Here is a 24,439-nt window from a genome sequence, read left to right as displayed (position 1 = left end):
AGATAGGAGTCCGTCTCGTGGGCTCGGAGATGTGTATAAGAGACAGGTATAACACGTATGAATATTTGCTGCATCGTCCCATGTTAGAACAATGCCTCCGGGTTTGCCTGAATCCCTTACGGTGTGGATATCATTCACATATAAATCTAATATCTCAGACGGAGTTAACGTTCTGTCATAAATATAAAAAGAATATATTTCCCCGTTTAGCCCGTACGTAGTATCGGGAGATGATCCTATTGTCCAGTCATCCGTGTTATAGCTGGGGCCTAAAGCAACTGCCGTATAATCTACACCTTTTCCATTAGAAATTCCATTGATGTACAATTGAGCATGAGAACCATCATATGTCACAATAGCCTCATAATCTTCGTCAGGCTGTATAGGACTTGCACTGCAGCCGGAAATAGCATGCCCATCTGCATAAACTTCATATTTCAGTATTGAATCCGTATGGTCAATGCTGAGACTGCATGTGTTATTGCCTTTAGAAACTAAATATGTGCAATTAGTCGGATTATTAGAATTATAACGGAAAAATACCCCAAATGTTATATATGGATCAGTAAATGCCAACTGTTCATTGTTAGGTATTGTTATTCTGTTTTGTCCGTTAAAATGTCTTGCCATTTGTCCAGTTGGCAGAATAAAGGTTGTACTGCCATAATTTGCACCGTTATTTCCGTTTCCGGAGGTGTCAACTATAGTATTTCCAGTGTCTGCAGACCAGTCATAATACACAAGTTGATTTGTATCTGCACACGCAGTGCCAACCAAACTAATTAGAAATATGAGAAATAATCCATATTTTGCATATGGTTTAAAATTGTGATATTTCATTGTGATCATACCTCATTAAAAGACAATATTAAACGTTTATCTTCTTAATCAGGGATTTAAAAGGCTCCTTTTCCAAATTAGAAGGGAAAAAATTCTTTTTTAGATTAATTAAGTAAGAATTTTCTTTTTTTAGTTTGCTGCAACTTCAGATTATTCTCAGAGTATGTGCCTGGTATGAACCCCGTGTTTGGACTCTGATATGTTCAAAAATGCTCCTTTGACCAGAAATTCAATTTAACAATATACACACAGCCTGGTTTTGAGCGAGTAATTTAAGGGACATACATTGTGAAGATTATTACACAGACCATATTACAACATTATAATATTTATACTTAAGTCCACCATGTTTTTAGGGTCTTCAGGAATGATGAGAGTTATAAAAAAAGGGTACAAAAAAGCGGTATCGATTTGTATTGTTTGCCCTATATTGAGTGAACTTCTAATATGTATCAGGAATCTTTAAAGTAAGATTTTTAGATACTGATGTGGGAACATTTAGAAAATTGATTAGTACCAGAAAATTTGACAGCCCCATCAGTTCACAAATGCTAAATACCAGGTTATTCAAATTAAAAAATGGGGAATATTGGAATTGGTTTCGTCCACAATTATCCTTGTTTTTTGTCTGGTTGCATTTGCAGCTATTCACAGCCTTACGGCAAGCCTGCCCTTCAAACGCTTCATCATGCGAGTCGTGGGTTCCAGGGCAGAAAGATATTATATGCCGGTATACAGCCTCATCGCATTTGTAACGATAGCGCCGCTCGTCTATCTGCTTATTAAAAATCCGGGGCCGATTCTCTACATAGTACCTTCACCCTGGCTCTGGCTGATGGTCGGGGGACAGCTGATTGCTGTAATCGTTGCTCCCAGAGCACTGCTTGATGCACCCCACAGGTTTAAATTACGCTCACAGCTATCTGCACCAAAGACTCCCGAAGCAGGCCCCCTGAATATCCGGGGCATTTACCGCTGGGTAAGGGACCCTTTCCTGCTCTCAGGCCTGGTCATAATGTGGCTCACGCCCTTTATGACCGTCAATCTGCTTGTCATATACCTTTTGTCTACCATATACCTGTATCTGGGGTCCCTGCACTGGGAAAGCAGGCTTGTGTCACAGTTTGGCGACGAATACCGGGAGTACCAAAAACGAGTTCACAGGATAATTCCCCATTCAGGGGGATATCGTTAAAGAATTTGCATAACCTTCTACTTTCTACTTTATACACCAGCAACCTGTCTCTTCAGTTCAGGCAATACTTCGCTTAGTATTATTTCTGAAACATCCATAGAACGTCCACACCAGGTACGTTTTGTTCCAATAATGAGTAGACCAACAAATCACAATTTAACGTAAAAACCGGAAATAGAATTAGACATCAAAAATACCATAAACCAGACCTAAGACCAGACCTAAGAAAAATCGGCAGGTTGAGGAAAGCTTATGATAAAATCGGGTGGTTCTTTTTTCTATAAGGGAGAACGCTGTACTGTCGGGGCTGTTATCTTACTCAAAGGATTGCCTTACATGGTCACGGTTTCTCATATATTTCGTCGGGGGGAAGGAGACCATTTAACAGTTGACGGAACAAAACTCGCTGTTACGCGTATTTTAAAGGATTTTGATTTAGCTTTGATAGAGCTTCCTCCGGCCTGCACGTTTGAAATCACCGAGCTTGGCAGCGCAGCTGAACTGGAGCAGGCTGTGCTTGTTAATGATATCCACGCCATCAATTGCAGGGTGGTTAACGCAGGAGCTTCACTGCTTTTTCTGGGCTTCCAGTGCTATAATATGCCGGAGCCCGGGGACAGCGGTTCTCCGATCCTGCAGACCGGAAAGGTGATAGGGCTTATGTCTTCAGTGACGCTGGACACCTGCATGGGAATTGCAATTTCGTCCAGTATTATCCGCGGCCTGGAAAAATAACGAAATTCCCCGAGAATTAAAATTCCCCAATAATCTGCAGCACGATTTTTCTCAACCTTTCAATCCTGTCAAAATTTATGTATACAATCTGCTGCCAGGTCCCAAGTGTCAATTCTTTTTCAACAAAAGGAACAGTAAGGCTCGGGCCGATGAGCAATGATCTTAAATGAGAACCTCCATTGTAATCACCCCAGGTCTTGTGGTGATGGTAGTCCTTATTCAGAGGGATTAGCTTATCAAGAGTTTCTGAAACGTCTTTTGAAAGGTTTGACTCAAATTCCATTGTGGTTATTGCTCCGGTTGACCCGATGCAGAAGACCGTAACTGTCCCGTTTCTTATTTTGGAGTTTTTGACTTCCTCTGACACCGTTTCAGTAATATCAACAATTCCACAATCTTCTTTTCCAGTGACTGAAATTTCTCTTGTTTCTACAGGCATAAAACGATATTAGCAGGCCAGATTAATATATATTTGCAGAAAAGGGATAAAAATATCTCTCCAAAACATGGCTGTAAAGAGTAAACGGCTTATCACTTTAATTGTAAATATTTTTTTAATGTATTTGGTTTTTTTTCGAGATGTACATTGACTAATTTTGCAGAAATCTCTTTCTGGAAGACATCGCAATAAGTAAGATAAATATATCAATAAATCCATAACTTATTAATTAAATTATTTCAGTATGCAACTCGCACTGAATTGTTTGTAAAAATTCGGAAATATGTGTGGAATATGCGTAATAGACCAGATAGTCAATCTGGACTCAGGGAGGGGAAATCGTATAACCAGAAAAACAGATGAAGTCGTGTGTCCAAATCCTGAATGTGAGTATCATCTTAAGGAGGAAGGAAAAGCCGTAATAAAACGTGGAAAATATAAGACCGGACACCAGAGATATTATTGTAAGCATTGTGGGAAATTTTTCATGGAAACAGTCGGTACAGCTGTTTATCGCAAGCATCTGCCCGGAACTGAAATAAGGATGATATATCGGCTTTTTCTCGAAAAAAATGGAATACGAAGTATTGAAAGGATAACAGGGCACCACAGGGATACAATAAGTAATCTGCTAAAAGGGACGGTAAAAAACGAAAAAACAGAAGAATATCTGGTCAAACAGATCGGACTGACAGCTGATGAATGCGAGAAGTTATGGGTGCTTTTAGAAAAAAAGAGGAGTTCTTCCCGAAAGTCAGCTTGAGATAGGTATACGAGTACATCTATAAGTATAGAAACCTTTACGGCTTCCTTAATAAAAGTGATAATTTTCAAATTACAGTACTTTAATGCCAATTACGTAATGATTGGAAAAGACATTTTGTAGTTGTAGTTTTGTAGTTGTAGTTTTGTAGGTGTAGAAGAGGACAGGGTCAGGATAAGACCATAGTTATAACTCCCCTGCTTGCAGTTCTGCAATATAAGTATCATACGGAGCTGTTGAGTTGCCTGAAATACGTGCGATATAATAATCTGCAGCAATCGAAGCCTGTTGTTCGCGGTTATATTCATATAAATGCAGTTTTGCACCTGGAATGTATCCGTATCCTTCTGTTGCCTGTGCATAAACTGCTTCGACCAGATATTTCGAACCGACGTGTTCCATCTGTGCTATATGGGCTAATTCATGAATAAGCCACTTCATGTCTGAATTGCCTACAGCAGTCTTAATTTTTTCGTTGAAGTTGATTGTATGAAAGGTGGTAACACCCATACCCGAGCAATTGTTTATCTTTGCCCCTAGCCAGGCAATTAGCGAATTTTCGTCGATACGCACCTGTCGGTAATTGATGCCGTCTCCAAATACGGTTCGTGCTTCCTGTTCCTCTACCGGAGTTAGCTTTCGGGTATTGGGTTTTATAGTCTGCCATAAAAGGTCCAGAATCTCCGGAAAAATGCAGAGGTCGAGAATTTTTGCGAGAATTCTGCCTATCCGGACAGTATAGGACAACATGCCCTTCCGTATCCATTTACGAAAGCACTTTGCCTCTTTCCCAATCCGGATCATGACAGTTTTCAAATTATCCCACACATTTACATATTATTCCTTACAGAACCTAACACAGGCTGTTCTCGATAAAATAGCTATCTACACAGTACCCTTCAATAAAAAGAGGAGGCTCTATTCTTTGCTTTCAGTATATGCCAAAAGAAGGTATTTAGAGAAGGAGTTTAGGAATGTGTTTAGAAATCTTTATATCTTCTCTTTATTTTTAATTAACCATGATATTGCACGTTCCTCACATTCTTCTTCCAGAGGCTAACTGGAGCGAATGGGCAGTAATTGCCTGTGACCAGCATACTCAGGATATAGAGTACTGGAGAAGAGTAGAAGAATTTGTTGGAGATACTCCTTCTACTCTCAATTTAATTTACCCTGAAATCTATCTTCCTTTAGATGAAAATAGAGTAAATAATATTCATAAGGCAATGCACAATTACAAAGCTACTCTTTTTGATCATGGCCCCTGCTTTGTTCTTGTAAAGCGTGCTGTCTCAGGGAGTGAAAGGACAGGTCTGGTTGTCGCAATCGATCTGGAAGGATATGAGTATGATGGATCTGAATCCTTTATCAGGCCGACTGAAAAAACAATCAAAGAAAGGCTTCCTGCAAGAGTCATAATAAGAGAAAATGCAGAGCTGGAGCTTACGCATGTTCTTGTTTTATACGACGACCCGGACTTTTCCGTTATTCCTCTGAACACAGATAGTCCTGTTTATGAAGGAAACCAGATTTATGATTTTGACCTGATGGAAGACGGCGGCCATATAAAAGGCTTTAAGATCAGCGATGAAAAGACAATTAGGGAGATTTCGGAAAGGATTCAGGCTCTTGGGACCCTCCTTGTTGGAGATGGAAACCACAGCCTTGCTGCAGCAAAGAGTTTCTGGGAGAAAATTAAAGGGACGGTCCCGGACAACCACCCGGCCAGATACGCACTTGTAGAGCTTGTAAACATTCATGATCCGGGGCTTACTTTTGAGCCAATTCACAGGATTGTAAGAGGGGTTGACCCTGGGGAACTGCTTAAAAGGTTCAATGCGAGAATTATGGAAGCTCCATCAGGCAATTTAACTGCCCAATATGCTGAGAATCAAGTAACCGGACATTCAATCGAATTTATTACAAAAAACAGGCGTGGCGTCCTCATCTTAGATAACCCTGAGCATGACCTGGAGGTTGAAACCCTTGACGAGGTTATTGACGACTATCCGGTTGAATATGAACATGACCCTGAAGTAGTGGAAAAACTCGGAAAAGAGCCTGAAAGTATTGGTTTCTTCCTTCCGTCCTTCAAAAGAAGCGATTTCTTTGCTCTAATAAAAAAGAAGGGGATTCTCCCAAGAAAATCCTTTTCCCTTGGAAAGGAAAACGAGAAAAGGTATTATATTGAAGCTAGAAGGATTATGCAATAATTCTTCCAGTAACCTTTTTTAGTTTCCAGTAACTTTTTTAGTTTCCAGTAACCTTTTTAGTTATTTTATTATCCAGTAACCTTTTTAGTTATTTTAGTATCCAGTAACCTTTTTAGTTATTTTAGTATCCAGTAACCTTTTTAGTTATTTAATTATCCAGTAACCTTTTTAGTAACTGCACTTACAGGTAAAAAGTATTCAGTCGCTAGGTACGAGCTACTGCATTTTATTCGAGAAGATTTTAACAAAATTTTGTGGTATTTAAATGCATGTTATTTTAACCCATACGGTTGAGTGCCTGAAAATAAATAGTAAAGATAAAATAGGCTCTTTGAGAATTCAATTGTTGCAATAAAAGCTATGAAGTGCATTTCTTCCTTCTTGAAGGCAGAATCGGCATTATCCGGTACTTTGAGCTTCCTGAGACGACTAATGCAGTTTTAGTTTCATTCTGGTAGCTTTTAAGGTATAATTTTTCCCGGATATACAGCTTTTAATCAGATTAAGTACTAATTTTTTTGATACGACGGGTTTTACAGTTCAATACCGGAAATTTCAAAAACTACAATACAATAATTACTAATAGTATATTTGTCCGGGCCTCTTCCAGGCAAATAAAAATTAAAGGGGTGTAGAAAGATGGCCAGTTATAAACATCCGTGTAAATATTGCGGAAAATTGATCGCACGTGATTCTAACTTCTGCCCGTTCTGTACACAGGAGAACCCTCTCGGGCCCATGAGATGCCCGATATGCAGATACCCTCTTGAGGATGGGGCAAAAGTCTGTGGCCACTGCGGCGTTTTGCTGTGGAACACATGTAAAAGCTGCGGAAAAGAGACGTTCCTGGGGGATAAATGCAGCAATTGCGGCGCTCCGATTATCATTGTCTGCCCCAATCCCAAATGCAGGACCGAACAGCCCCCTACAAGCAAGAAGTGTATCAAATGTGGCAAACCGTTGAGGTGATAAAGTGGGATTCCAGAAATCACAACTCCAGCCTTTTACAAGAAACTACGAAGACAACAGTTCAGAATCAGGTTTCCAGTTTACTTTCTACTGTGATATCTGTCAGGACGGCTATAAAACAGGATTCATCGAATCCAGGACATATAAGAAGACAGGCATATTTGGCATGTTTGGAAAAGCACTCTCTGTAGGCTCTGACCTTGTAGGCCAGTACCGTGTTGGAAACGCAATCGAAAGAGGCGTGGATATACTCAATGACCGCAAAGAGGGAATGTCTCCTGAATGGCGCAAAGAGTGGGAAGATGCCTTTGAAACAGCCCAGAATGAAGCAAAGGAACACTTCTGCAGGTGCCCGAGATGCAAACACTATGTCTGTGAAGCTGACTGGAACGAGCAGGACAATCTCTGCGTGGAATGTGCGCCAAGGGAAAATGTTGAGCTGACTGCAATAAGAGCAGAACGCATGGTAGATGAAATGAAAGAGAAAGCCGCGAATGCAAGCGTATTCAAAGGCGATATAGAGAGAAGGCAGACTTTATGCCCGGAATGCGGCAAACCCTCAGGTGAAGGAAAATTCTGCAATAACTGCGGAGCATCCGTTGCACTCACAAAATGCCCGAGCTGTGGCAACAAAGTATCCATTGGCACCAGGTTCTGCGGAGAATGCGGAACAAAGTTAAATTAATATATTTAATTAGAAAATATTTTAAAATTAAAAGAGAGTCTACGCAAGTTTGACTCTCTTTCTATTTACTCTATTTTTAATCCCTTTTTATCTAATTTACCCTACTTTAGTCTTATAAACTACCGCCAGGCTAAAGACCCGGGGGTTTTACGCTTCTTCATATAAAGGCGCTGAGTTCCTCAAATTTTTGTATACAGGATATAACCTTCCGGAAAAAGGTTAAACGCAGTAAATATTTGATAGAGTAATTTCCAGTTGAGAAAAATTAAAAGAAAATAAACCATTATTAGTATATATATACTGCTTGAATAAATTATTTACCTGAACAACGGATAAAACAGATACATAAACTGCAAATAGAAAAATAATTCATGATTAATCCTGCACATAAATTGTTCTGTTTTTCAGGTAAATTCAAAGTAGAATAATTGATAATTTTTGTAATCATTGTGCGATTTTTAATTATATCTTTCATTTAATATTTATTTATACCAATATATTTATATTGTTTATTATTAATCCCCGTTGAATTAATTGAAGTATCATCCATACTTCCCTGAATTTACGGAGGAATCCGAATAAACAGGCAAATAACGTTATTGGCAACTTTTCTTATCTTAATATTAGGATCGGGTATCGTGGCTGCAGCTGAGATTTCAGTCCAGCCAGGTGATTCGATACAGACAGCAGTGAACAACGCAACTTCAGGCGATGAAATTATCATAAAACCCGGAACCTATACCGAAAATATTGTAATCAATACAGACAATCTGGTAGTCAGGTCAGAATCCGGAAATCCTGATGACACAATCATCAAAGCCAGGAGTTCAAGCGCCCATGTATTCGCCGTGAAGGCAGATAACGTGAGGATTAGCGGACTTACAATTACTGGCACAAAAACCAGCTATTCAGGGATCCAATTCTCAGGATGTAATAACGGTATCATTGAAAACAACAAACTTTCGAACGATGGGTACGGAATTTACCTTCTGAGTTCTAAAGGAAGCACCGTCTCAAACAATGTTGTAACAAATAATGGAGATTACGGGATTGTGCTTGCAACTTCTACTGACAGCACCATCTCAGGCAACACGGCTTCCAACAACAACGGTCGAGGTATTCACCTGGGCACTTCTGATGGCAACACACTTTCAGGTAACACCATTGTCTCAAACGGCGTTTCAGGTCTTTATGTATGTCCAAGAAGTGATAACAATCTCGTTTTTAATAACTACTTTGTTAACAATGTTAATGAAGAAATAAAGAACGGAATAGGAAATGCATACAGTACTGCAAAAACCGCAGGCACAAACATTGTAGGCGGACCCTATATAGGAGGCAACTTCTGGGGAAAACCTGACGGATCAGGCTTTTCAGAAACTGCAACCGATGCAGATGGAGACGGAATTGCTGATGTTGCATATAGTTTTGAAAACAGTATTTATGCAGATTCCCTCCCTCTCGTATCAGGTACTGAAAAACCCATTGAAGAACCCACACCTGTACTTCCGGTCGCAAACTTTGAAAGCAGTGTTACAAGCGGCCCTGCCCCTCTTTCCGTCCAGTTTGCCGACCTTTCGGAAAATGCTGAAGGAAGAGAATGGGACTTTAACAGTGACGGCGCAATTGACTCTATCGATCAGAGCGCAGTTTATGAATACACAACCCCCGGGACTTACACCGCCAAACTCACTGTAACCAATGAAAACGGCATGGATTCAAAAACTGCCACAATTACTGTTACAGAAACGGAAGAAGCTAGTTCCGGAGACAATGGAACCGGGGACAGTGGAACCGGAGACAGTGGAACCGGAGACAGTGGAACCTGGGACAACGGAACTGGAGAAAATGAAATTGTAGATAACGGGCCCGTCGACAGTGGAACCATAGATGATGGATCTGGAAATAACGAAGCAGATGAAAGCGAGAGCAGCAGTGGAGGAAGAAGCCACAGAAGCGCCGGTGGTGGCGGTGGTTCCCCTGAACCTGCAAAAAATGTTGAGGTTAAAGAAATCTCCCAGGTCTTTATTACAAACGGGAAAGAAGTAAAGTTTGATCTTAAAAATAATGCAACCTGTATTGTGTATGTAGAATTTGATGCAAAAAAGACTGCAGGTAAGACCACAACCATTGTTGAGGAATTAAAGAATAAATCCATACTTGTTTCTGAACTACCTTCCGGGGACGTTTATAAATCCTTTAATGTCTGGGTAGGAAACAGCGGATATGCAACCTCAAAGAACATTGAAAATTCTATCATCTGTTTTAAGGTTGAAAAGGCCTGGATGCAGGAAAACAGGACAGATAGCTCTTCCATTGCCCTGAACAGGTACAATGATGGAAAATGGGAACAACTACCAGTCTCCATATTGAAAGAAGATGATGAGTTTACGTATTTTACAGCCGAAACCACAGGTTTCTCCTCCTTTGCAATAACAGGCAAGGGAAATAACGCTTCAGAAAATGCAACCGAATCAGGTTCTGAACTGGAAACTCGTTCGGTTAATCTGCAGGATGCGGAAAGTACAGGACTGACGGCTGAACAGATGTCTGAGCAGGGAAATAGTACAGGTACTAAGGGCTCTGAAATGATCTCTAAAATAACCAGCCTGCTTAGAGAATGGATTAAGTCTCTACAATCCTTGACGAAGGGCTGAACCTTTCCTTCAGCTTTTTACATTTTCAGGCATGAAAAATACCTGAAAATCATTCTTTTTTGCCTCTCTTTTTCTTCTGTAAGGTGATCTGTTTATCGGGAGTCTCAAATAGACAGATTTGAGGAGATGTATTATAATATCTGGATTTTAAAGTATTTTCCGGGTCAAGATACAAAATCATTATTATAATAGTCGGATTAGGGAACACTGTCGGGTAAATTTTCGTTTAAGATTAAAAGAATAATTATAATGATAAATTATAACATTTCTCCGCAGTTATTGCACTAATTTTCCTTCGGGAGAGAAGCCTTATTTTATCCAGCCTGTAAACAAAAAAGAGGAGAAAAGATACCCTTTCGAACCCGAAATCTCCTACATGAGGAATAAGTTTAGAGATGTCCGAAAAAGGCAAATCAGGTTTTAGGGTTTTGAATACGTGTTTTTAGGTCTTATTTTTGGAAATCGAACCAGACTATGACTCCAGAGCAGATCTTAAAATACCAGCCCTGTACCTTTAGAACCAGCCTTTAGCCAGACCTTTTGAGAAGGACATCGTAAATGAGTTTTTGTTCAGGTGCCAGTTTGACCCGATAATGATAATCAAATAATCCTCTCGAAATGTTTATATATTTAGTCGATCAGGTACTCCTGATAAAATTTGGGGAAATATTAAAGGAAATTTAATAAGTTGAAATTTCTCCGGTTTTAAGAAATACAATCTCAAACTTACAAAACGTACCCTGCTACCTTTCAGCAGCCATTCGGCATCTAAACCGGTTGCTGATGCATTGAGTTAATGGCTCGAGAATTCCCTGAACAGCCATTATACGAAAAAGGCAGCAGCCTTCAAAAAACAGGTTTACTGAAATCCATCTGAAATGGAGAAATAAACATTCCGTTTGAGGTGCCGGTGGGCTACACCCATGCCTGCCGGAAAAAAGAAACAAACCACGGTAGACCATATTCAGTATTCGGTAGAGAACCTGACAGGGTCCTGCCAGAATCCAGCTTCTAATCCGATCCCGATTCGAATCCGATCCCGATTCGAACACAATCCCGATTCGAACACAATCGGGACCCTACCAGGATCCAACCCAACCCAGGGAGCACTGCCCGGAAAAATCCAACCCACAATTCATCGGGTACTGCCAGAAAGTCCAGCCACCACCGAGTTCTCAGACACTCTACCCAACCGAGTTCTCAGACACTCAATCCGATATAGAATCCAGCGGGAAACCCAGCCCCGGATTCTACCATACCCTACCTGGACTCCAACCCCGGATACAATCGAAGACCTAACTTCAATCCAACCCAGAAGGTCGTAAAAGAACCATGTCGATTGTTAAAGAGAAACCCCAATTAGACTTTGTCTTAAAAGCTCATCCCGGAGCAATCGGACAAGGAATCAAGCAAAAAGATAGATCCAACAACGCACTTAAGATTTACAGCTGTTTTAAGGAATTTGAAACAGCAAACTTTGAAACCCTGAACCCTAATATGAAATTTTCTATCCAACCCGGTACTTATTTTGTTCCATCAAATACCAGCACCCTATCTGGCAAACTATTCAAAGTTAAAGAATCAGGCTTTAATTTCCTGCAGCCTGCAGAAAGAAGCCGCTTAAACTTTAACCAGCTGACCGAGAGTTATTCAATCGTAACTGGCAGGGCAACAGAATTCTGTTCTTGTCCGGAAGCCCCGGAATCCGGAAATTAAGGAACGGGGATTCTCATGTCAGTTAACGAATCGGTCAACCGGATAGTGGCAGGTTCCGGTGTGATCCTGGCAGGAACACTTATTGGAATGCTGCTTGATATCGTAATTAAAGGAGTGCTCACATCATATCTCTCGCCAGCCGATTTCGGCACCTATTCCCTTGCACTTACAGTAATATCAATAACAGGCGCCGTAGCAACTCTCGGACTCCACGAAGGGGTGCCAAGGTATATTGCATACTTCAGAGGCAGGCATGAGGAATATAAGATTCATGAATTGATTCTCTCGGCTGTACTAATGGGCCTTGTTGCCGGTATGCTTGCCATGCTGGTCTCACCTCTATTGTTTGAACGTCTAGCCGGGGAAGGGTTTGATATACAGGGTAAAATCTTATCCGTTGTCAGGATAATGATCTTTGCCATCCCGTTCACCATACTCCTGAACCTGTCAGTGGCGATCTACAGAGGATTTGGCCGTACAAGTGTCAACATGTACTTCTACAACATCATAAGGCCGATATCCCTGCTGGGATTTGCTTCAGCTGCCGTGTTTTTCGGGGTGTCCCTGAAAGGAGTTGTATTTGCAGACCTGCTTTCAATGGTCTTTACATTTGGCATAATGTCAGTTTACTTTATAAAAAGACCCCCAATCAAACCGGAATGGAAACTTAAATTCAGTGAGCCCACAAAAAAGCTGATCAGGTACTCATTCCCGCTTTTAATAAGCGCGACCCTGCTTAACCTCATGACCTGGACAGATACCATAATGCTTGGTTATTTCAAGTCCGCCGAAGTCGTTGGAGTTTATAGTGCAGTATATCCTCTTGTCGGGTTCCTGTCCATGATAATCGGTTCCATGGGGTTCGTGTATACCCCTGTAACCTCAAAGCTGTGGGGAGAAAAGCGGACTGAGCCACTTGGCTCGATTTACGCGATAATGACGAAGTGGTGCTTCCTGCTCACCTTCCCGGTCTTTGCATTGATGTTCGTATATCCGGATTTTATCCTGACGAAAATCTACGGAGCAGACTATGCAGGCGGTGCCATGGTTCTGCGCATCCTTGCCCTGGGATTCGTAACAAACTCGTACTTTGGATTCAACTACCACACAATAATGGCATCCGGAGACTCTGACTTTCTGATGAAGTGCTCGGTTGCAAGTGCAGGAACCAATGCAGTACTTAACTTCGTACTCATACCACAGTATGGTATGATAGGTGCAGCAGTAGCATCTTCTGTATCCTTTGCATCCATAGAGGTCTTAATGACCCTGAGAGCCTGGAGGTCACAGCACATGCATCCGTTTACTCCGATGTACAGAAGGTTGACCCTTATAGGTGCCATTCTGGTTGTGGGCATGCTCGCAGCCCGGGAAATGCTCCCGTTGTCCGGGGCAAGCTGGGAATATGCGGCCTTTATGATTGTGTATTTCGTGGCTATCCGGTCTGCAAAGGTGCTCGATGATAAAGAAATGGATATGGTAAACGGTATCAAAAAAACAATCATGCAGAATATCAGTACACTTCTCCCGCAAGCACTCAAAACTCTCGGATATTAAAACTTTAAAGGATAACCATAACCTAAAACCTTAAAGGATAACCTTTCCCGGAGTCTGAAGAAAACCGGCAATATCCCTCTCTGTTTTTCGAGGGATGCCGGTAATTTGTTTTTACAATTAAGCATTATCCCCACTTTCCGCAGATGTCGATTCAAGTTTCACAATTGTTACTGATATCGTTTAGTATGAAAACTTCCCCGGGTATTCAAACATGTGGTTTTGAAATTTCCCACACTTTTCGACCTCATGCCTTCATTCAAAGCTTCCAATTCCCATTTCTCGAAGAATCAGTTAAACTAATAATTGCAGATTTAGGAGTAATTCTCCAAAAACGATAACAAGAAAAATGCTTTTTTTAGAACATCTGCAAAAGGTCAGGTAATGGGTATTTGCTCTATTTCCTAAATATTTTGAGTTTTATGTTAAATAGACTAGCCTTCCCCATATTATATAAAAGGTTTTTAGAAAACCAAACCGAAGCCAGAACTAAAAAAGCTGGAGTAATATAATTAGATAGTTACTTTTTGAGGACGGGCTTGTCGATAAATCAAAAGAATTAAATACAGTGGGGAGATATACTACAGTGTTAAATATTTTGCATAAACGTGGGATATAAAAATTCGAGAGTAAATAAAGAGTGGGGACTCATGACAAGAAATAAGCTTTCCGGAATCCAAATAAAAAATATTAAATGCTCCGCATGTGCTGGGTTAATGCACGTATCCAGAATATGCCCTCTTTCACAACTAATCCGGAGCAGACCAGCTTCAGAGGGAAAAAAGTCGACTTTCGCCGAAAGAAAGGCTCTTGATGCGAAAATCAATCAAAAAGAAAATGATGATACAAATAATGATACTTTAGAGCGCAAAACTGTAGCTTTTTATTTGCCTTCTCTGATACGGATAAGGGCTACTGATAAGGATGGAAACTCTATTGAAGTCACGTACTAATTGACTAAAAGCCCGAGCAAGTGCCGTGAAGTGTAAAAAGGCAAAATTGAAACCTTCATGGTTTTTTCTCCATTTCCCTATTTTTTCCGGGCTTTCCGTGTTTTGTGTCTTTCCATATTTTGTGTCTTTCCATATTTTGTGTCTTTCGTGTCTTTTCATGTTTTATGTCTTTCCATGTTTTATTTTTCTATAGGGTTCAGGTTCCCTGGTGAAATATCAACTGCTTAATAGGTGACCATCCAATTTTGTAAGAGAAAGAAAACAGATTTGCAGAAAAATAAATTTGCAAGAAAATTAATTTACATCACTTGAGGACTTCTCTGCAAAGCTAAAATAATAAGAAATAGACACTTTAAAGACAGAAGATCCCTTTAGATCCTTTTAAGACATGTTCTGGAGATGTAAAAATGACCTTGGTTATCGCTTTCGTCGGAAAAAACGGTGCAGTAATGGCCGGAGACATGAGGGAAATCACTTTTGAAGGAGAGAAGTCCGATAGAGAGAAACTTGAAAAAGAGCTTTACAGCGGTGAAATAGTTATAGACGAGGAACTGGCAAAAAAGGCAGAGGAATTTGGGGTCAAAATAACGGTCACGGACTGCAAGAGCAAAGTCTCGGAGAGAAACGGCATCCTGGTAGGGGAGGTCTCCTCAGTTGAAGGCGGGGTCGTTAAAAAAAGAAGGCTGTACGCTTCAGCAGGAAATTATGCAATTGCCGAACTCAGGGACTCGGAACTTACCCTGACCTCACAGGGAAAGGGAAGCAATTTCATAGCTTTCGGAAACGAGTTTACAAAGCAGGTAGCCAATAAATGTTTCAAGGATAACTGGACGAAAAAGAGTAACCTTCAGGATGCAGTAAAAATCCTCATGCTCTGTATGGAGACCGCAGCAAAGAAAACAGCTTCCGTGAGCAAGCAGTTTGTTATCGTACAAACCGCATCGAATGTTGATGTTTTGAAAATTGTGGAAAAGGACCGAAAAGGCTGAAATGACAAAAACAGAAAAAGCTGAAAAGGCAAAAACAGAAAAAGCAAAAACAGAAAAAGCAAAAACAGAAAAAGCAAAAAAGGCTAAAGAGGCAGAAGTTGGGGGAATTGCACCGCCCTTTTCTGCTCACTCATTTACGAAAAGCTCGACAAATTCGAATTTCGTCACATCAAACAGGCCCTTATCTCCCAGTTTTAGTTCGGGAATTACCAGAAGCGACATAAATGCAAGAGTCATAAAAGGCGACTCAAGCGACGTTCCCAGCCTCCTGGCTTCTTCGTTTAGCAGCCGGTACCGGGAAGCTACCTCTTCTCCATCAAGGGTGCTCATAAGGCCCGCAACCTCAAGCGGAAGATCAAGAAGATTTTCTGCGGTGCCCACAACGATTCCTCCTCTGTTTTCCACCAGCCGGTTGACAGCTTCAACTATGTCCTGATCGGCGGCTCCAACTGCAATTATATTGTGACTGTCGTGGGCAATGCTGCTTGCAATAGCGCCTCTTTTCAAGCCTATATTCTTTATGAAACCGATCTGAACAGGATCATCTGCATACCTGCTCAGGACGACCATTTTCAAAATATCCCGTACAGGGTCCGAAACCAGATTGCCGTTTTCTACTTTTGGCAGAGCCAGTTCCTGGCCTGTAACCAGTTCTCCGTCCCTGGCAACGATTACCCTGATTTTCGTTATATTTTCCTTATTTTCCCTTTCCTTATTTTCTCCTGCAGGAGGCACAGCCAGTTTTACATCCTCAATTGAAATTTTGTTTCTGTTGAAAACATTTCTTGCAGGAACTTTTTCCACCGGGAAAAGAACCTTTCCGTTTTCGTAAACACATTCTCCATCGATAAAGGTGCTCAGCACATTGAAGGCTTTCAGGTCGTCTACGATGATGAAATCCGCAGGGTCTCCCTCACGCAGCAGTCCGACATCGAGCCCGTAATGCTCCACCGGATTGATCACCGCTGCCCTGATAATGTTATAGATATCAAGTCCCTTCTCCTGGCCGCCCCGGATCAGTTTATCGATATGCCCTTCATATATCAGCGTATCAGGGTGGGAATCATCAGTGCAGAGCATAACCATTTCAGGGTATTCATCTATCAAGCTGTACAGGGTCTCGAAATTCCTGGCTGAACTCCCCTCCCTGATCAGGACCTTCATCCCGAGTTTTATTTTCTCAACCGCTTCTTCGTAAGTAAAACATTCGTGGTCTGTGGAAATTCCTGCCCCGATATATTTCTGCAGGTCGGCTCCCCTCAAACCAGGTGCGTGCCCGTCAACAATCTTGCCGTACTTTTTAGCTGATTCCAGCTTCGCCATTACCTCAGGAAATTCAAAAATCACGCCCGGGAAATTCATCATCTCGGAAAGGTAATACAGGTCCTCCCTTGCCAGAAGTCGGTCCACAGCCTCTGCAGCCAGCACCGCCCCGGCTGATTCGAAAGGTGTAGCCGGCACACACGAGGGCACCCCAAAAAAGACCTTAAGAGGGGCTTTTTTTGAATCCTCAAGCATGTAATCAATGCCCTCTTCCCCCATCACGTTTGCAATCTCATGAGGATCACTGACCACTGCCACCGTACCTTTTGCAACAGCCATCCGGGCAAAAACCGAAGGCACGGTCATGGAACTTTCTATATGCACATGGGCGTCCACCAGCCCTGGCAGGATGTACTGCTCATTATCGTGTGCTTTCTCTTCAACACGAATGATTTTTCCGTTTTCAACAGTAATCTCACCTTTGAACTGCCGCCTGCAAACGGCGTCAACAATAATCCCCAGGTACTTTTTCATGGGGATTTATTCCACCCTCCAATGTATAAATATTTCCAAAAAGCCAGAATTTAGAAAGTTGGAGAAAAGGAATAAAAAAAGGAAGATACAGGTTATTTGGTCGATTACCTTTCATCAAATGCAAAAAAACAAATGCAAAAAACTATAGAGATATATAGGCACTTTTTTGTTGGCTACGAACATCGGTTTTGACCATGTAAAAGTAGCACGAAAAGATAAATAAAAGGTACACTGTTAAGTCTTCGGGGATGGCTACAATTACATGTTCGCCTGTAACTGGAAAATTTCTTATCCCCTAAGACATAACAGTACCAAAAAAGGAAAAGATAAAATGAAACCAACACGAGTTCCTAAAAATCCTTGTTTTTCTTCCGGGCCTTGTGCCAAACATCCAGGGTATTCTGTTGAAGAGCTGAAGGATACACCTTTTGGCCGGTCACACCGGAGCAAACCTGGCAAGGAAAAATTAGCTGAAGCAATTAAAAGAACAAGAGATATGCTTGGACTTCCTGCTGATTATCTCGTAGGTATTGTACCGGCTTCCGATACAGGCGCTTTTGAAATGTGCTTGTGGTCCATGCTGGGATGCCGCGGGGTTGATGTTCTGGTTTGGGAATCTTTCGGTAAAGAATGGGCAACCGACATCACTAAACAGTTAAAATTAAAAGATACCCGAGTTTTTGAGGCAGAATACGGGAAATTACCAGATTTAAAGCAGGTCGATTTCAAGAATGATGTCGTCTTTGTCTGGAATGGGACTACAAGCGGAGTCAGAGTGCCCAATGGCGACTGGATTCCTGATAACCGGGAAGGGCTCACGCTTTGCGATGCCACCTCTGCTGTATTTGCTATGGATATACCCTACCATAAATTGGATGTCATTACCTTCTCATGGCAGAAGGTTTTAGGTGGGGAAGGTGCACACGGGATGCTGATTTTATCCCCGCGGGCTGTTCAGCGGTTAGAAAGCTATACTCCTGCCTGGCCATTGCCCAAAATTTTCCGACTGACCAAAGGTGGTAAACTGAATAAGGAGATTTTTGAAGGCTCTACTATTAACACCCCTTCCATGCTGGCTAATGAAGATTGGCTGTCAGCATTAAAATGGGCAGAGTCTGTCGGAGGGCTTAAACAACTTCTCCAGCGGACAAATGAAAATCTGGAGGTCTTTGAGGCATTTGTTGCTAAAAACAACTGGATCCATTTCTTAGCGGAAACAAAAGAGATAAGGTCCAGTACCAGTGTCTGCTTTAAAGTTGATTTATCCGACGAAAAGCTTAAAGCACTGATTAAAACGCTTGAGAATGAAAAAGTTGCTTATGACATCGGTTCTTACCGGGATGCTCCTTCGGGTTTGCGCATCTGGTGCGGTGCTACCATCGAGAAAGAGGATTTAGAATGCCTCTGTGAATGGATCGAATGGGCTTACAATTTGGTTAAATAATTAAATCCTTTTTGTTGTCAGCAAAGAAGAGGTCGTGAGAGATCGTTAATATCTTTTTTGCTGATAGCAAAAGGATGTTTTATCCCTAAATTTGTCTCACGCGGACAGATTTTAAATATCCCTTCAAAATCCTTTTTGTACACCTGATTTATCAGAGAGATTTTCAATTCTCTTACTTTTTCATCACACTTTAACTCCAAGCTTTTTCTTTTTATTCGAATTTTCCTATAAAGATACGATTTTCTCATAGTCATTTTGAAAATAGGCATGGAACTCGAGCTACATCCAGAATTTTCCGATTAATAATTAATACCACCTCTACAATTATTCCCTTCATGTCCCCCAAAACCCGCTGGCAGTTCTGGATAGACCGCGGAGGCACTTTTACTGATATCGTAGCCCGCAGCCCTGATGGAAAACTGATTACACACAAGCTTCTTTCCGAAGACCCGGCTCATTATGAAGATGCAGCCATGCACGGGATCCGCCAGATTCTCGGGCTGCCTGAAAATGCTCCCTTTCCTGCAGAACAGGTGGAAGCCATCAAAATGGGTACAACCGTGGGCACAAATGCTCTCCTTGAGCGAAAAGGGGAACGCACTGTTCTTGTTATAAACCAGGGGTTTGGAGATGCTCTCAGAATAGGGTACCAGAACCGCCCGGATATTTTTGCACAAAAAATCGAACTTCCGGACCAGCTTTATGAGAGGGTTATCGAAGTTTCAGGCAGGTCCGGGGCGGGCGGGGAAGAGCTTGTGCCCCTTGACCTTGAGGGAGCCAGAAAAGAGCTTGAAGAGGCCTTCAACGCTGGCATCCGCTCAGCTGCAATTGTCCTTATGCATGCTTACCGGTATCCTGAGCATGAGCTAAAGCTCGGAAGGCTTGCGCGGGAAACGGGCTTTACACAGGTGTCCCTGTCCCATCAGGCAAGCCCGCTAATAAAAATCGTGAGCAGAGGGGAAACAGCGGTTGTGGATGCTTATCTCTCTCCGGTGCTTCGCAGGTATGTTGACATGGTCGAAAAGAGCCTGCAAGAAAGAGAAGGCGAAAGAGAAAGAGAAGGCGAAAAAGAAGCACCTGAAAAAGAAAGCCTGAAGGAAGAAAGTAAGGGGAAAAATAGCCCCAGGCTCATGTTCATGCAGTCCAACGGCGGGCTTATAGATTCGGGGGCTTTTCAGGGCAAGGACTGCATCCTTTCCGGACCTGCAGGGGGAATCGTGGGGGCAGTTGCAACCTCGGAAATGGCAGGGGCAAAAAAGATAATTACTTTTGATATGGGAGGGACATCCACGGATGTAGCCCAGTACAGCGGGGAATACGAACGCAGTCTGGAAACAGAAGTTGCAGGTGTACGCCTGCGTTCTCCCATGATGCGCATCCATACGGTTGCAGCAGGCGGGGGTTCAATACTCCATTACGAAGGAGGCAGGTTCAGGGTAGGCCCGGATTCTGCAGGATCGGATCCCGGACCAGCATGTTACCGAAAAGGAGGGCCTTTAACGGTTACGGACTGCAACCTTATGCTTGGGAAATTGCAGCCAGAATTGTTCCCGAAGATCTTCGGACCGGGTGCAGATCAGCCTCTTGATTCTGAAATTGTGCGCAGGAAATTTGAAAAACTTGCTGAAGAGGTCTCTGGCGAGAGAAGCACCCATGAGAGCGGTACCCTTACACCCGAGCAGGCAGCCGAGGGTTTCCTTTCCGTAGCAGTCGAGAATATGGCAAATGCGATCAAGAAAATCTCGGTCCAGCGGGGATACAATATAAAAGAATATACCCTCTGCTGCTTTGGAGGTGCGGGAGCCCAGCACGCATGCAGGGTTGCAGATGCCCTCGGGATCAAAAGCATTTTCATCCACCCTTATGCCGGAGTTCTTTCTGCATACGGTATGGGGCTTGCAGACCAGAGGCTGATCAAAGAACAATATATTGGGGCTGAACTGTCAGAAGGGCTGATAAACGAGTTAAAATCTGTTTTTGCAGGGCATGAGGCGGAAGGGCGGCTTTCAATGCTGGAGCAGGGGGTTAAGGAAGACTGCATCAGGGTCCTTTACAGGGTACATATGCGCTATGCAGGTTCGGATACGCAGTTAGATGTAGATTTTGCGGATAAAGAAGCCCTCAGGACCGGGTTTGAGGAAGCCCACAAGAAACGCTTCGGATTCGTAATGGAAGGAAAATCCATTTTTGTAGAAGCCGTCTCAGTGGAGGTCGTAGGGGTTACGGAGAGGGTTTCTGACCCTCTGCTTGAAACTGAAGAGAATCCCGTGTTTTCACCCGTTTCCAGAGTCCGGATGTACAGTTATGGGGAATTCCGCAAAACCCCTGTCTTCCAGATAGAAGAACTCAGGCCCGGGACCTGCATAAGCGGGCCTGCAATTCTGATTGAAAAAAACACTACCATTATAATTGAACCCGGCTGGGAAGGAGAGATTACTGCACGCAACCACCTTCTCCTTACCCGCAGAGTTCCGCTTCCTGCCAGGACAGCCATCGGGACAGAGGCTGACCCTGTAATGCTTGAGATTTTCAATAACAGGTTCATGTCCGTTGCCGAGCAGATGGGTTACACCCTGCAGAAAACCGCCCACTCCGTAAATATAAAGGAGAGGCTTGACTTTTCCTGTGCGATTTTCGACAGGCACGGAAACCTGATAGCAAACGCCCCTCACATCCCCGTGCACCTGGGTTCCATGGGGGAATGTGTAAAATCCCTTATCCGGACACAGTTTCAGGAAATGCACGCAGGGGATGTATACCTGATCAACTCTCCATATCATGGAGGCACTCATCTCCCGGATATCACGGTTGTTACTCCGATGTTTGGCAGTTCCGGAGAGGTCCTGTTTTATCTGGCTTCCCGAGGCCACCATGCCGATGTAGGAGGAATAAGCCCGGGCTCCGTGCCTCCGGGCAGCAGGACCATTGAAGAAGAAGGGGTGCTGAGCGAGGGCATGAAAATAGTCAAACAGGGACGTTTCTGTGAAGAAAAGCTGAAGGCCTGGTTGAACTCGGGAAAATTCCCTGCAAGAAACCCGGACCAGAATACGGCTGACATCCGGGCCCAGGTAGCTGCAAATGAAAAAGGGCTTCAGGAGCTGCAAAGGATGGTTGAAGAATTTTCCCTTGAAACCGTTGAAGCTTATATGGACCATGTGCAGGATAACGCTGAAGAAGCCGTCAGAAGAGTTATTGACAGGCTTGCAGACGGAGAATTCACCTATTTGCTCGATGACGGGAATGCAATTAAAGTGAAAGTCACCATTGACCGCAAGAACCGGGGTGCCAGAATCGATTTTACGGGTACTTCCCTCCAGCTTTCAAATAATTTCAATGCTCCTGCCTCTGTCTGCCTGGCTGCTGTCCTCTACGCTTTCAGGACACTTGTAAAAAGTGATATCCCCCTGAATGCAGGCTGTTTAAGGCCGCTTGAAATTATCATCCCCGAAGGGTCCATGCTCAGGCCGGAATATCCTGCAGCAGTTGTTGCAGGCAACGTTGAGACCTCGCAGTACATTGTTGATGCCCTTTTCGGAGCTCTTGGCACGCTGGCGGCTTCCCAGGGTACCATGAATAATTTCACCTTCGGAAATTCGGATTTCCAGTACTATGAAACCATCTGCGGAGGAGCAGGGGCAGGCCCCGGATTTTCAGGGACGGATGCTGTCCATACCCACATGACCAACTCCAGAATTACCGACCCTGAGATCCTTGAAACAAGGTTTCCGGTTTTGCTAGAGGAGTTTTCCATCCGGCAGGGAAGTGGGGGAGAGGGTAAATTCATGGGCGGAAACGGAGTTGTCCGGAAAATAAGGTTCCTGAAAGATATGAATGCAGCCATTCTCTCAAGCCACAGGAAACTCCCGCCCTTCGGGCTCAAAGGTGGCAGGCCCGGGAGGTGCGGAAAGAACACGCTTATCCGCAGAGACGGCAGTGTTCTCGAGGTTGAGGGACAGGCTGAAATTAAGCTAAAAAGGGGAGATGTTTTTGTTATAGAGACGCCGGGTGGGGGAGGGTACTGTGAGAAGGAAAGCGGGGAAAAATTGAAACAGAACTGAGTCAAACAGAATCGAATGAAAAAGACTAAAATAAAAATAGATAGATTGGACAAAATATACAAAACGAAATAAAATTAGATAAAATTAGATAAAAATTAGATAAAATTAGATAAAATAAAAATCAATAAAAAAAAGAAATTGAAGAAGAAAACAGGTTAAAAAACTGGGATTATTTCGGAGAGCAGAAATTTCAGTTTATAAGCCTGTAAGTATATACAAAGTCTCCTCCGGCTTTTCCGTCGTTATCGCCATCCAGAGCAATTCCCCGTTCGTCTATTATGACTCCTGATCCGGTTTCGGTTCCAAGTAAGGTAATTGTTATTTCAGCACCTGACTCATCCATAGGATATTTGCCATAAGGACGGAACATCATTATTCTGGACCCTGCATCCAGTAGGCCTTCCACAGGCTCTGATGATGCGGAACTTCTTACTATTACGGTCTCTTTCGTAATGCTTGCATTATTCATGGGCATATCGAATTCGATCCAGATAGGGGAATCATGCCTGAACGCAAAAGTCTGCCTGTCAGGATAAATTGATTTGATCTTTGGAGGGACCTGCCCCTGTTTGAAGTGAAGAGGAAGAGATTTGAAAGCCTCTGGAAGGGACCTGTTACACATATACTTTTTAACAGTATATACAATTGCAGCTCCTGCAAATACCCCCAACAGAAATTTACCCCAGTTATTATTTTTATGCAATATCGTACCCCTCCTTTCGTCTCATTGCACTTTGATTTTGTACCCACACTTTTTAGCAGCATGTTTTTTAAACGCGTAAATAGCTGTAGCTCCGACAAGCATACCCATCATTATCTTACAAAATGTATTCATTGAAGACCCCTCCCCTGCTTCATCCAATTTTACTTCTTCTGGTTCTATTTCAAGCCCTAATTCTTTTTGAGATTTTTCTGACGTGAGTTTCTCAAGTATATATGCCCCAAGAACTAATTTACCATATTTATTAATTATTCCTCCACTCTTTTGGGAGCCCCCTGGCTTAATTTTCTTCATGACATATGCGCTCAGCAACAGCTTGCCATATTTCTTCATATTTAGCAATCTTGCACCCCCTTTATATTTTCCTGACCGAAGAACCCCTTCCTTATTTGTAATATCTTCCGGAAAGGAGAGTAATTGAATTTAATACTCCTGTATTTATCCTATATCACACATAATATATAACGCCAACTATATGAGATCAAAAATAATTTTAAACCGTGGGGGATTTATGGTGATTTTCAAACCGGCAGAAAATGCAGATACTATAGAGAACTAAAGTAAGACTTTAAATTAAGAATCTGATTGAAAAGTTAATATGGAGTTCTGCAGGGGAAACTCTGAGACAAGCGGGAATGACCCGCTTTTTGGCTTGAAGGTTACAGTCTTACTCCTGTCTCTTATACACATCTCCGAGCCCACGAGACGGAC

At 42.6% G+C, this 24,439-nt stretch carries 18 protein-coding genes; 13 read left to right on the top strand and 5 right to left on the bottom strand.

The annotated features are described in order from the left end of the window. Nucleotides 1–1,435: 1,435 nt before the first annotated feature. Together EO95_RS15960 and EO95_RS15955 are read left to right on the top strand one after the other, a co-directional pair. Nucleotides 1,436–2,035 (top strand): NnrU family protein, encoded by a 600-nt coding sequence (locus tag EO95_RS15960; protein WP_048136397.1) that lies wholly within the window; start codon nt 1,436–1,438, stop codon nt 2,033–2,035. A 252-nt stretch (nt 2,036–2,287) separates the two neighbouring features. Further along, nucleotides 2,288–2,770, top strand: a complete 483-nt coding sequence (locus EO95_RS15955) for a trypsin-like peptidase domain-containing protein (protein WP_048136396.1) — start codon at nt 2,288–2,290, stop codon at nt 2,768–2,770. A 16-nt stretch (nt 2,771–2,786) separates the two neighbouring features. Here the strand turns inward: EO95_RS15955 and EO95_RS15950 are convergent, their stop codons facing one another. Next, nucleotides 2,787–3,209, bottom strand: coding sequence for a secondary thiamine-phosphate synthase enzyme YjbQ (locus EO95_RS15950; RefSeq protein WP_048136395.1), 423 nt, complete (start codon nt 3,207–3,209; stop codon nt 2,787–2,789). A 283-nt stretch (nt 3,210–3,492) separates the two neighbouring features. Here EO95_RS15950 and EO95_RS15945 point away from each other — a divergent pair, with 283 nt between their 5' ends. Continuing rightward, nucleotides 3,493–3,972 (top strand): hypothetical protein, encoded by a 480-nt coding sequence (locus EO95_RS15945; RefSeq protein ID WP_156164083.1) that lies wholly within the window; start codon nt 3,493–3,495, stop codon nt 3,970–3,972. A gap of 186 nt (nt 3,973–4,158) precedes the next feature. On the opposite strand, the gene EO95_RS15940 is transcribed toward EO95_RS15945, so the two are convergent. Beyond that, complete coding sequence (locus tag EO95_RS15940; protein WP_048136401.1) at nt 4,159–4,722, bottom strand: hypothetical protein; 564 nt, start codon at nt 4,720–4,722, stop codon at nt 4,159–4,161. Nucleotides 4,723–4,991: 269 nt separating this feature from the next. Here EO95_RS15940 and EO95_RS15935 point away from each other — a divergent pair, with 269 nt between their 5' ends. From EO95_RS15935 to EO95_RS15905, 8 genes are all read left to right on the top strand, one after another. Further along, a complete protein-coding gene (locus EO95_RS15935; protein ID WP_048136393.1) occupies nt 4,992–6,185 on the top strand; it encodes a DUF1015 domain-containing protein in 1,194 nt (397 codons plus the stop codon). Between the two features lie 639 nt (nt 6,186–6,824). Continuing rightward, entirely contained in the window at nt 6,825–7,154 is a 330-nt protein-coding gene (locus tag EO95_RS17285; protein WP_082106089.1) for a zinc ribbon domain-containing protein, read from the top strand. 4 nt (nt 7,155–7,158) lie between these two features. Continuing rightward, on the top strand, nt 7,159–7,839 hold the full coding sequence (locus EO95_RS15930) for a zinc ribbon domain-containing protein (protein ID WP_048136390.1): 681 nt from the start codon (nt 7,159–7,161) through the stop codon (nt 7,837–7,839). A gap of 638 nt (nt 7,840–8,477) precedes the next feature. Beyond that, nucleotides 8,478–10,496 carry a PGF-pre-PGF domain-containing protein gene (locus EO95_RS15925; RefSeq protein WP_052733612.1) on the top strand — a complete coding sequence of 673 codons (2,019 nt, stop codon included), beginning with the start codon at nt 8,478–8,480 and terminating at the stop codon, nt 10,494–10,496. Between the two features lie 1,332 nt (nt 10,497–11,828). After that, nucleotides 11,829–12,212, top strand: coding sequence for a hypothetical protein (locus EO95_RS15920; RefSeq protein ID WP_048136386.1), 384 nt, complete (start codon nt 11,829–11,831; stop codon nt 12,210–12,212). 15 nt (nt 12,213–12,227) lie between these two features. After that, nucleotides 12,228–13,769: a flippase gene (locus tag EO95_RS15915; RefSeq protein WP_048136384.1), complete on the top strand. Its 1,542-nt coding sequence runs from the start codon at nt 12,228–12,230 to the stop codon at nt 13,767–13,769. 605 nt (nt 13,770–14,374) lie between these two features. Beyond that, nucleotides 14,375–14,719: a hypothetical protein gene (locus tag EO95_RS15910; protein ID WP_052733611.1), complete on the top strand. Its 345-nt coding sequence runs from the start codon at nt 14,375–14,377 to the stop codon at nt 14,717–14,719. A 407-nt stretch (nt 14,720–15,126) separates the two neighbouring features. Continuing rightward, nucleotides 15,127–15,708 carry a DUF2121 domain-containing protein gene (locus EO95_RS15905; protein ID WP_048136381.1) on the top strand — a complete coding sequence of 194 codons (582 nt, stop codon included), beginning with the start codon at nt 15,127–15,129 and terminating at the stop codon, nt 15,706–15,708. Between the two features lie 126 nt (nt 15,709–15,834). On the opposite strand, the gene ade is transcribed toward EO95_RS15905, so the two are convergent. Continuing rightward, the gene (gene ade / locus EO95_RS15900; RefSeq protein ID WP_048136379.1) at nt 15,835–17,505 is read right to left on the bottom strand and encodes an adenine deaminase; all 1,671 of its coding nucleotides are present in this window, start codon (nt 17,503–17,505) and stop codon (nt 15,835–15,837) included. 331 nt (nt 17,506–17,836) lie between these two features. Here ade and EO95_RS15895 point away from each other — a divergent pair, with 331 nt between their 5' ends. Both EO95_RS15895 and EO95_RS15885 read left to right on the top strand, forming a co-directional pair. Next, nucleotides 17,837–18,949, top strand: coding sequence for a phosphoserine transaminase (locus EO95_RS15895; RefSeq protein WP_048136399.1), 1,113 nt, complete (start codon nt 17,837–17,839; stop codon nt 18,947–18,949). A 335-nt stretch (nt 18,950–19,284) separates the two neighbouring features. After that, the gene (locus EO95_RS15885; RefSeq protein ID WP_048136375.1) at nt 19,285–23,007 is read left to right on the top strand and encodes a hydantoinase B/oxoprolinase family protein; all 3,723 of its coding nucleotides are present in this window, start codon (nt 19,285–19,287) and stop codon (nt 23,005–23,007) included. Between the two features lie 190 nt (nt 23,008–23,197). Here EO95_RS15885 and EO95_RS15880 read toward each other — a convergent pair whose 3' ends face one another. Further along, a complete protein-coding gene (locus EO95_RS15880; RefSeq protein ID WP_235283062.1) occupies nt 23,198–23,677 on the bottom strand; it encodes an Ig-like domain-containing protein in 480 nt (159 codons plus the stop codon). Between the two features lie 54 nt (nt 23,678–23,731). Then, nucleotides 23,732–24,061, bottom strand: a complete 330-nt coding sequence (locus tag EO95_RS15875) for a hypothetical protein (protein ID WP_235283064.1) — start codon at nt 24,059–24,061, stop codon at nt 23,732–23,734. Nucleotides 24,062–24,439: the final 378 nt, after the last annotated feature.

It is taken from the genome of Methanosarcina sp. 1.H.T.1A.1, from assembly GCF_000979295.1.
In the GTDB taxonomy this organism is placed as follows: domain Archaea; phylum Halobacteriota; class Methanosarcinia; order Methanosarcinales; family Methanosarcinaceae; genus Methanosarcina.
The sequence above is the reverse complement of the archived record's forward strand: the minus strand, read 5'-3'. Positions and strand labels throughout refer to the sequence as shown.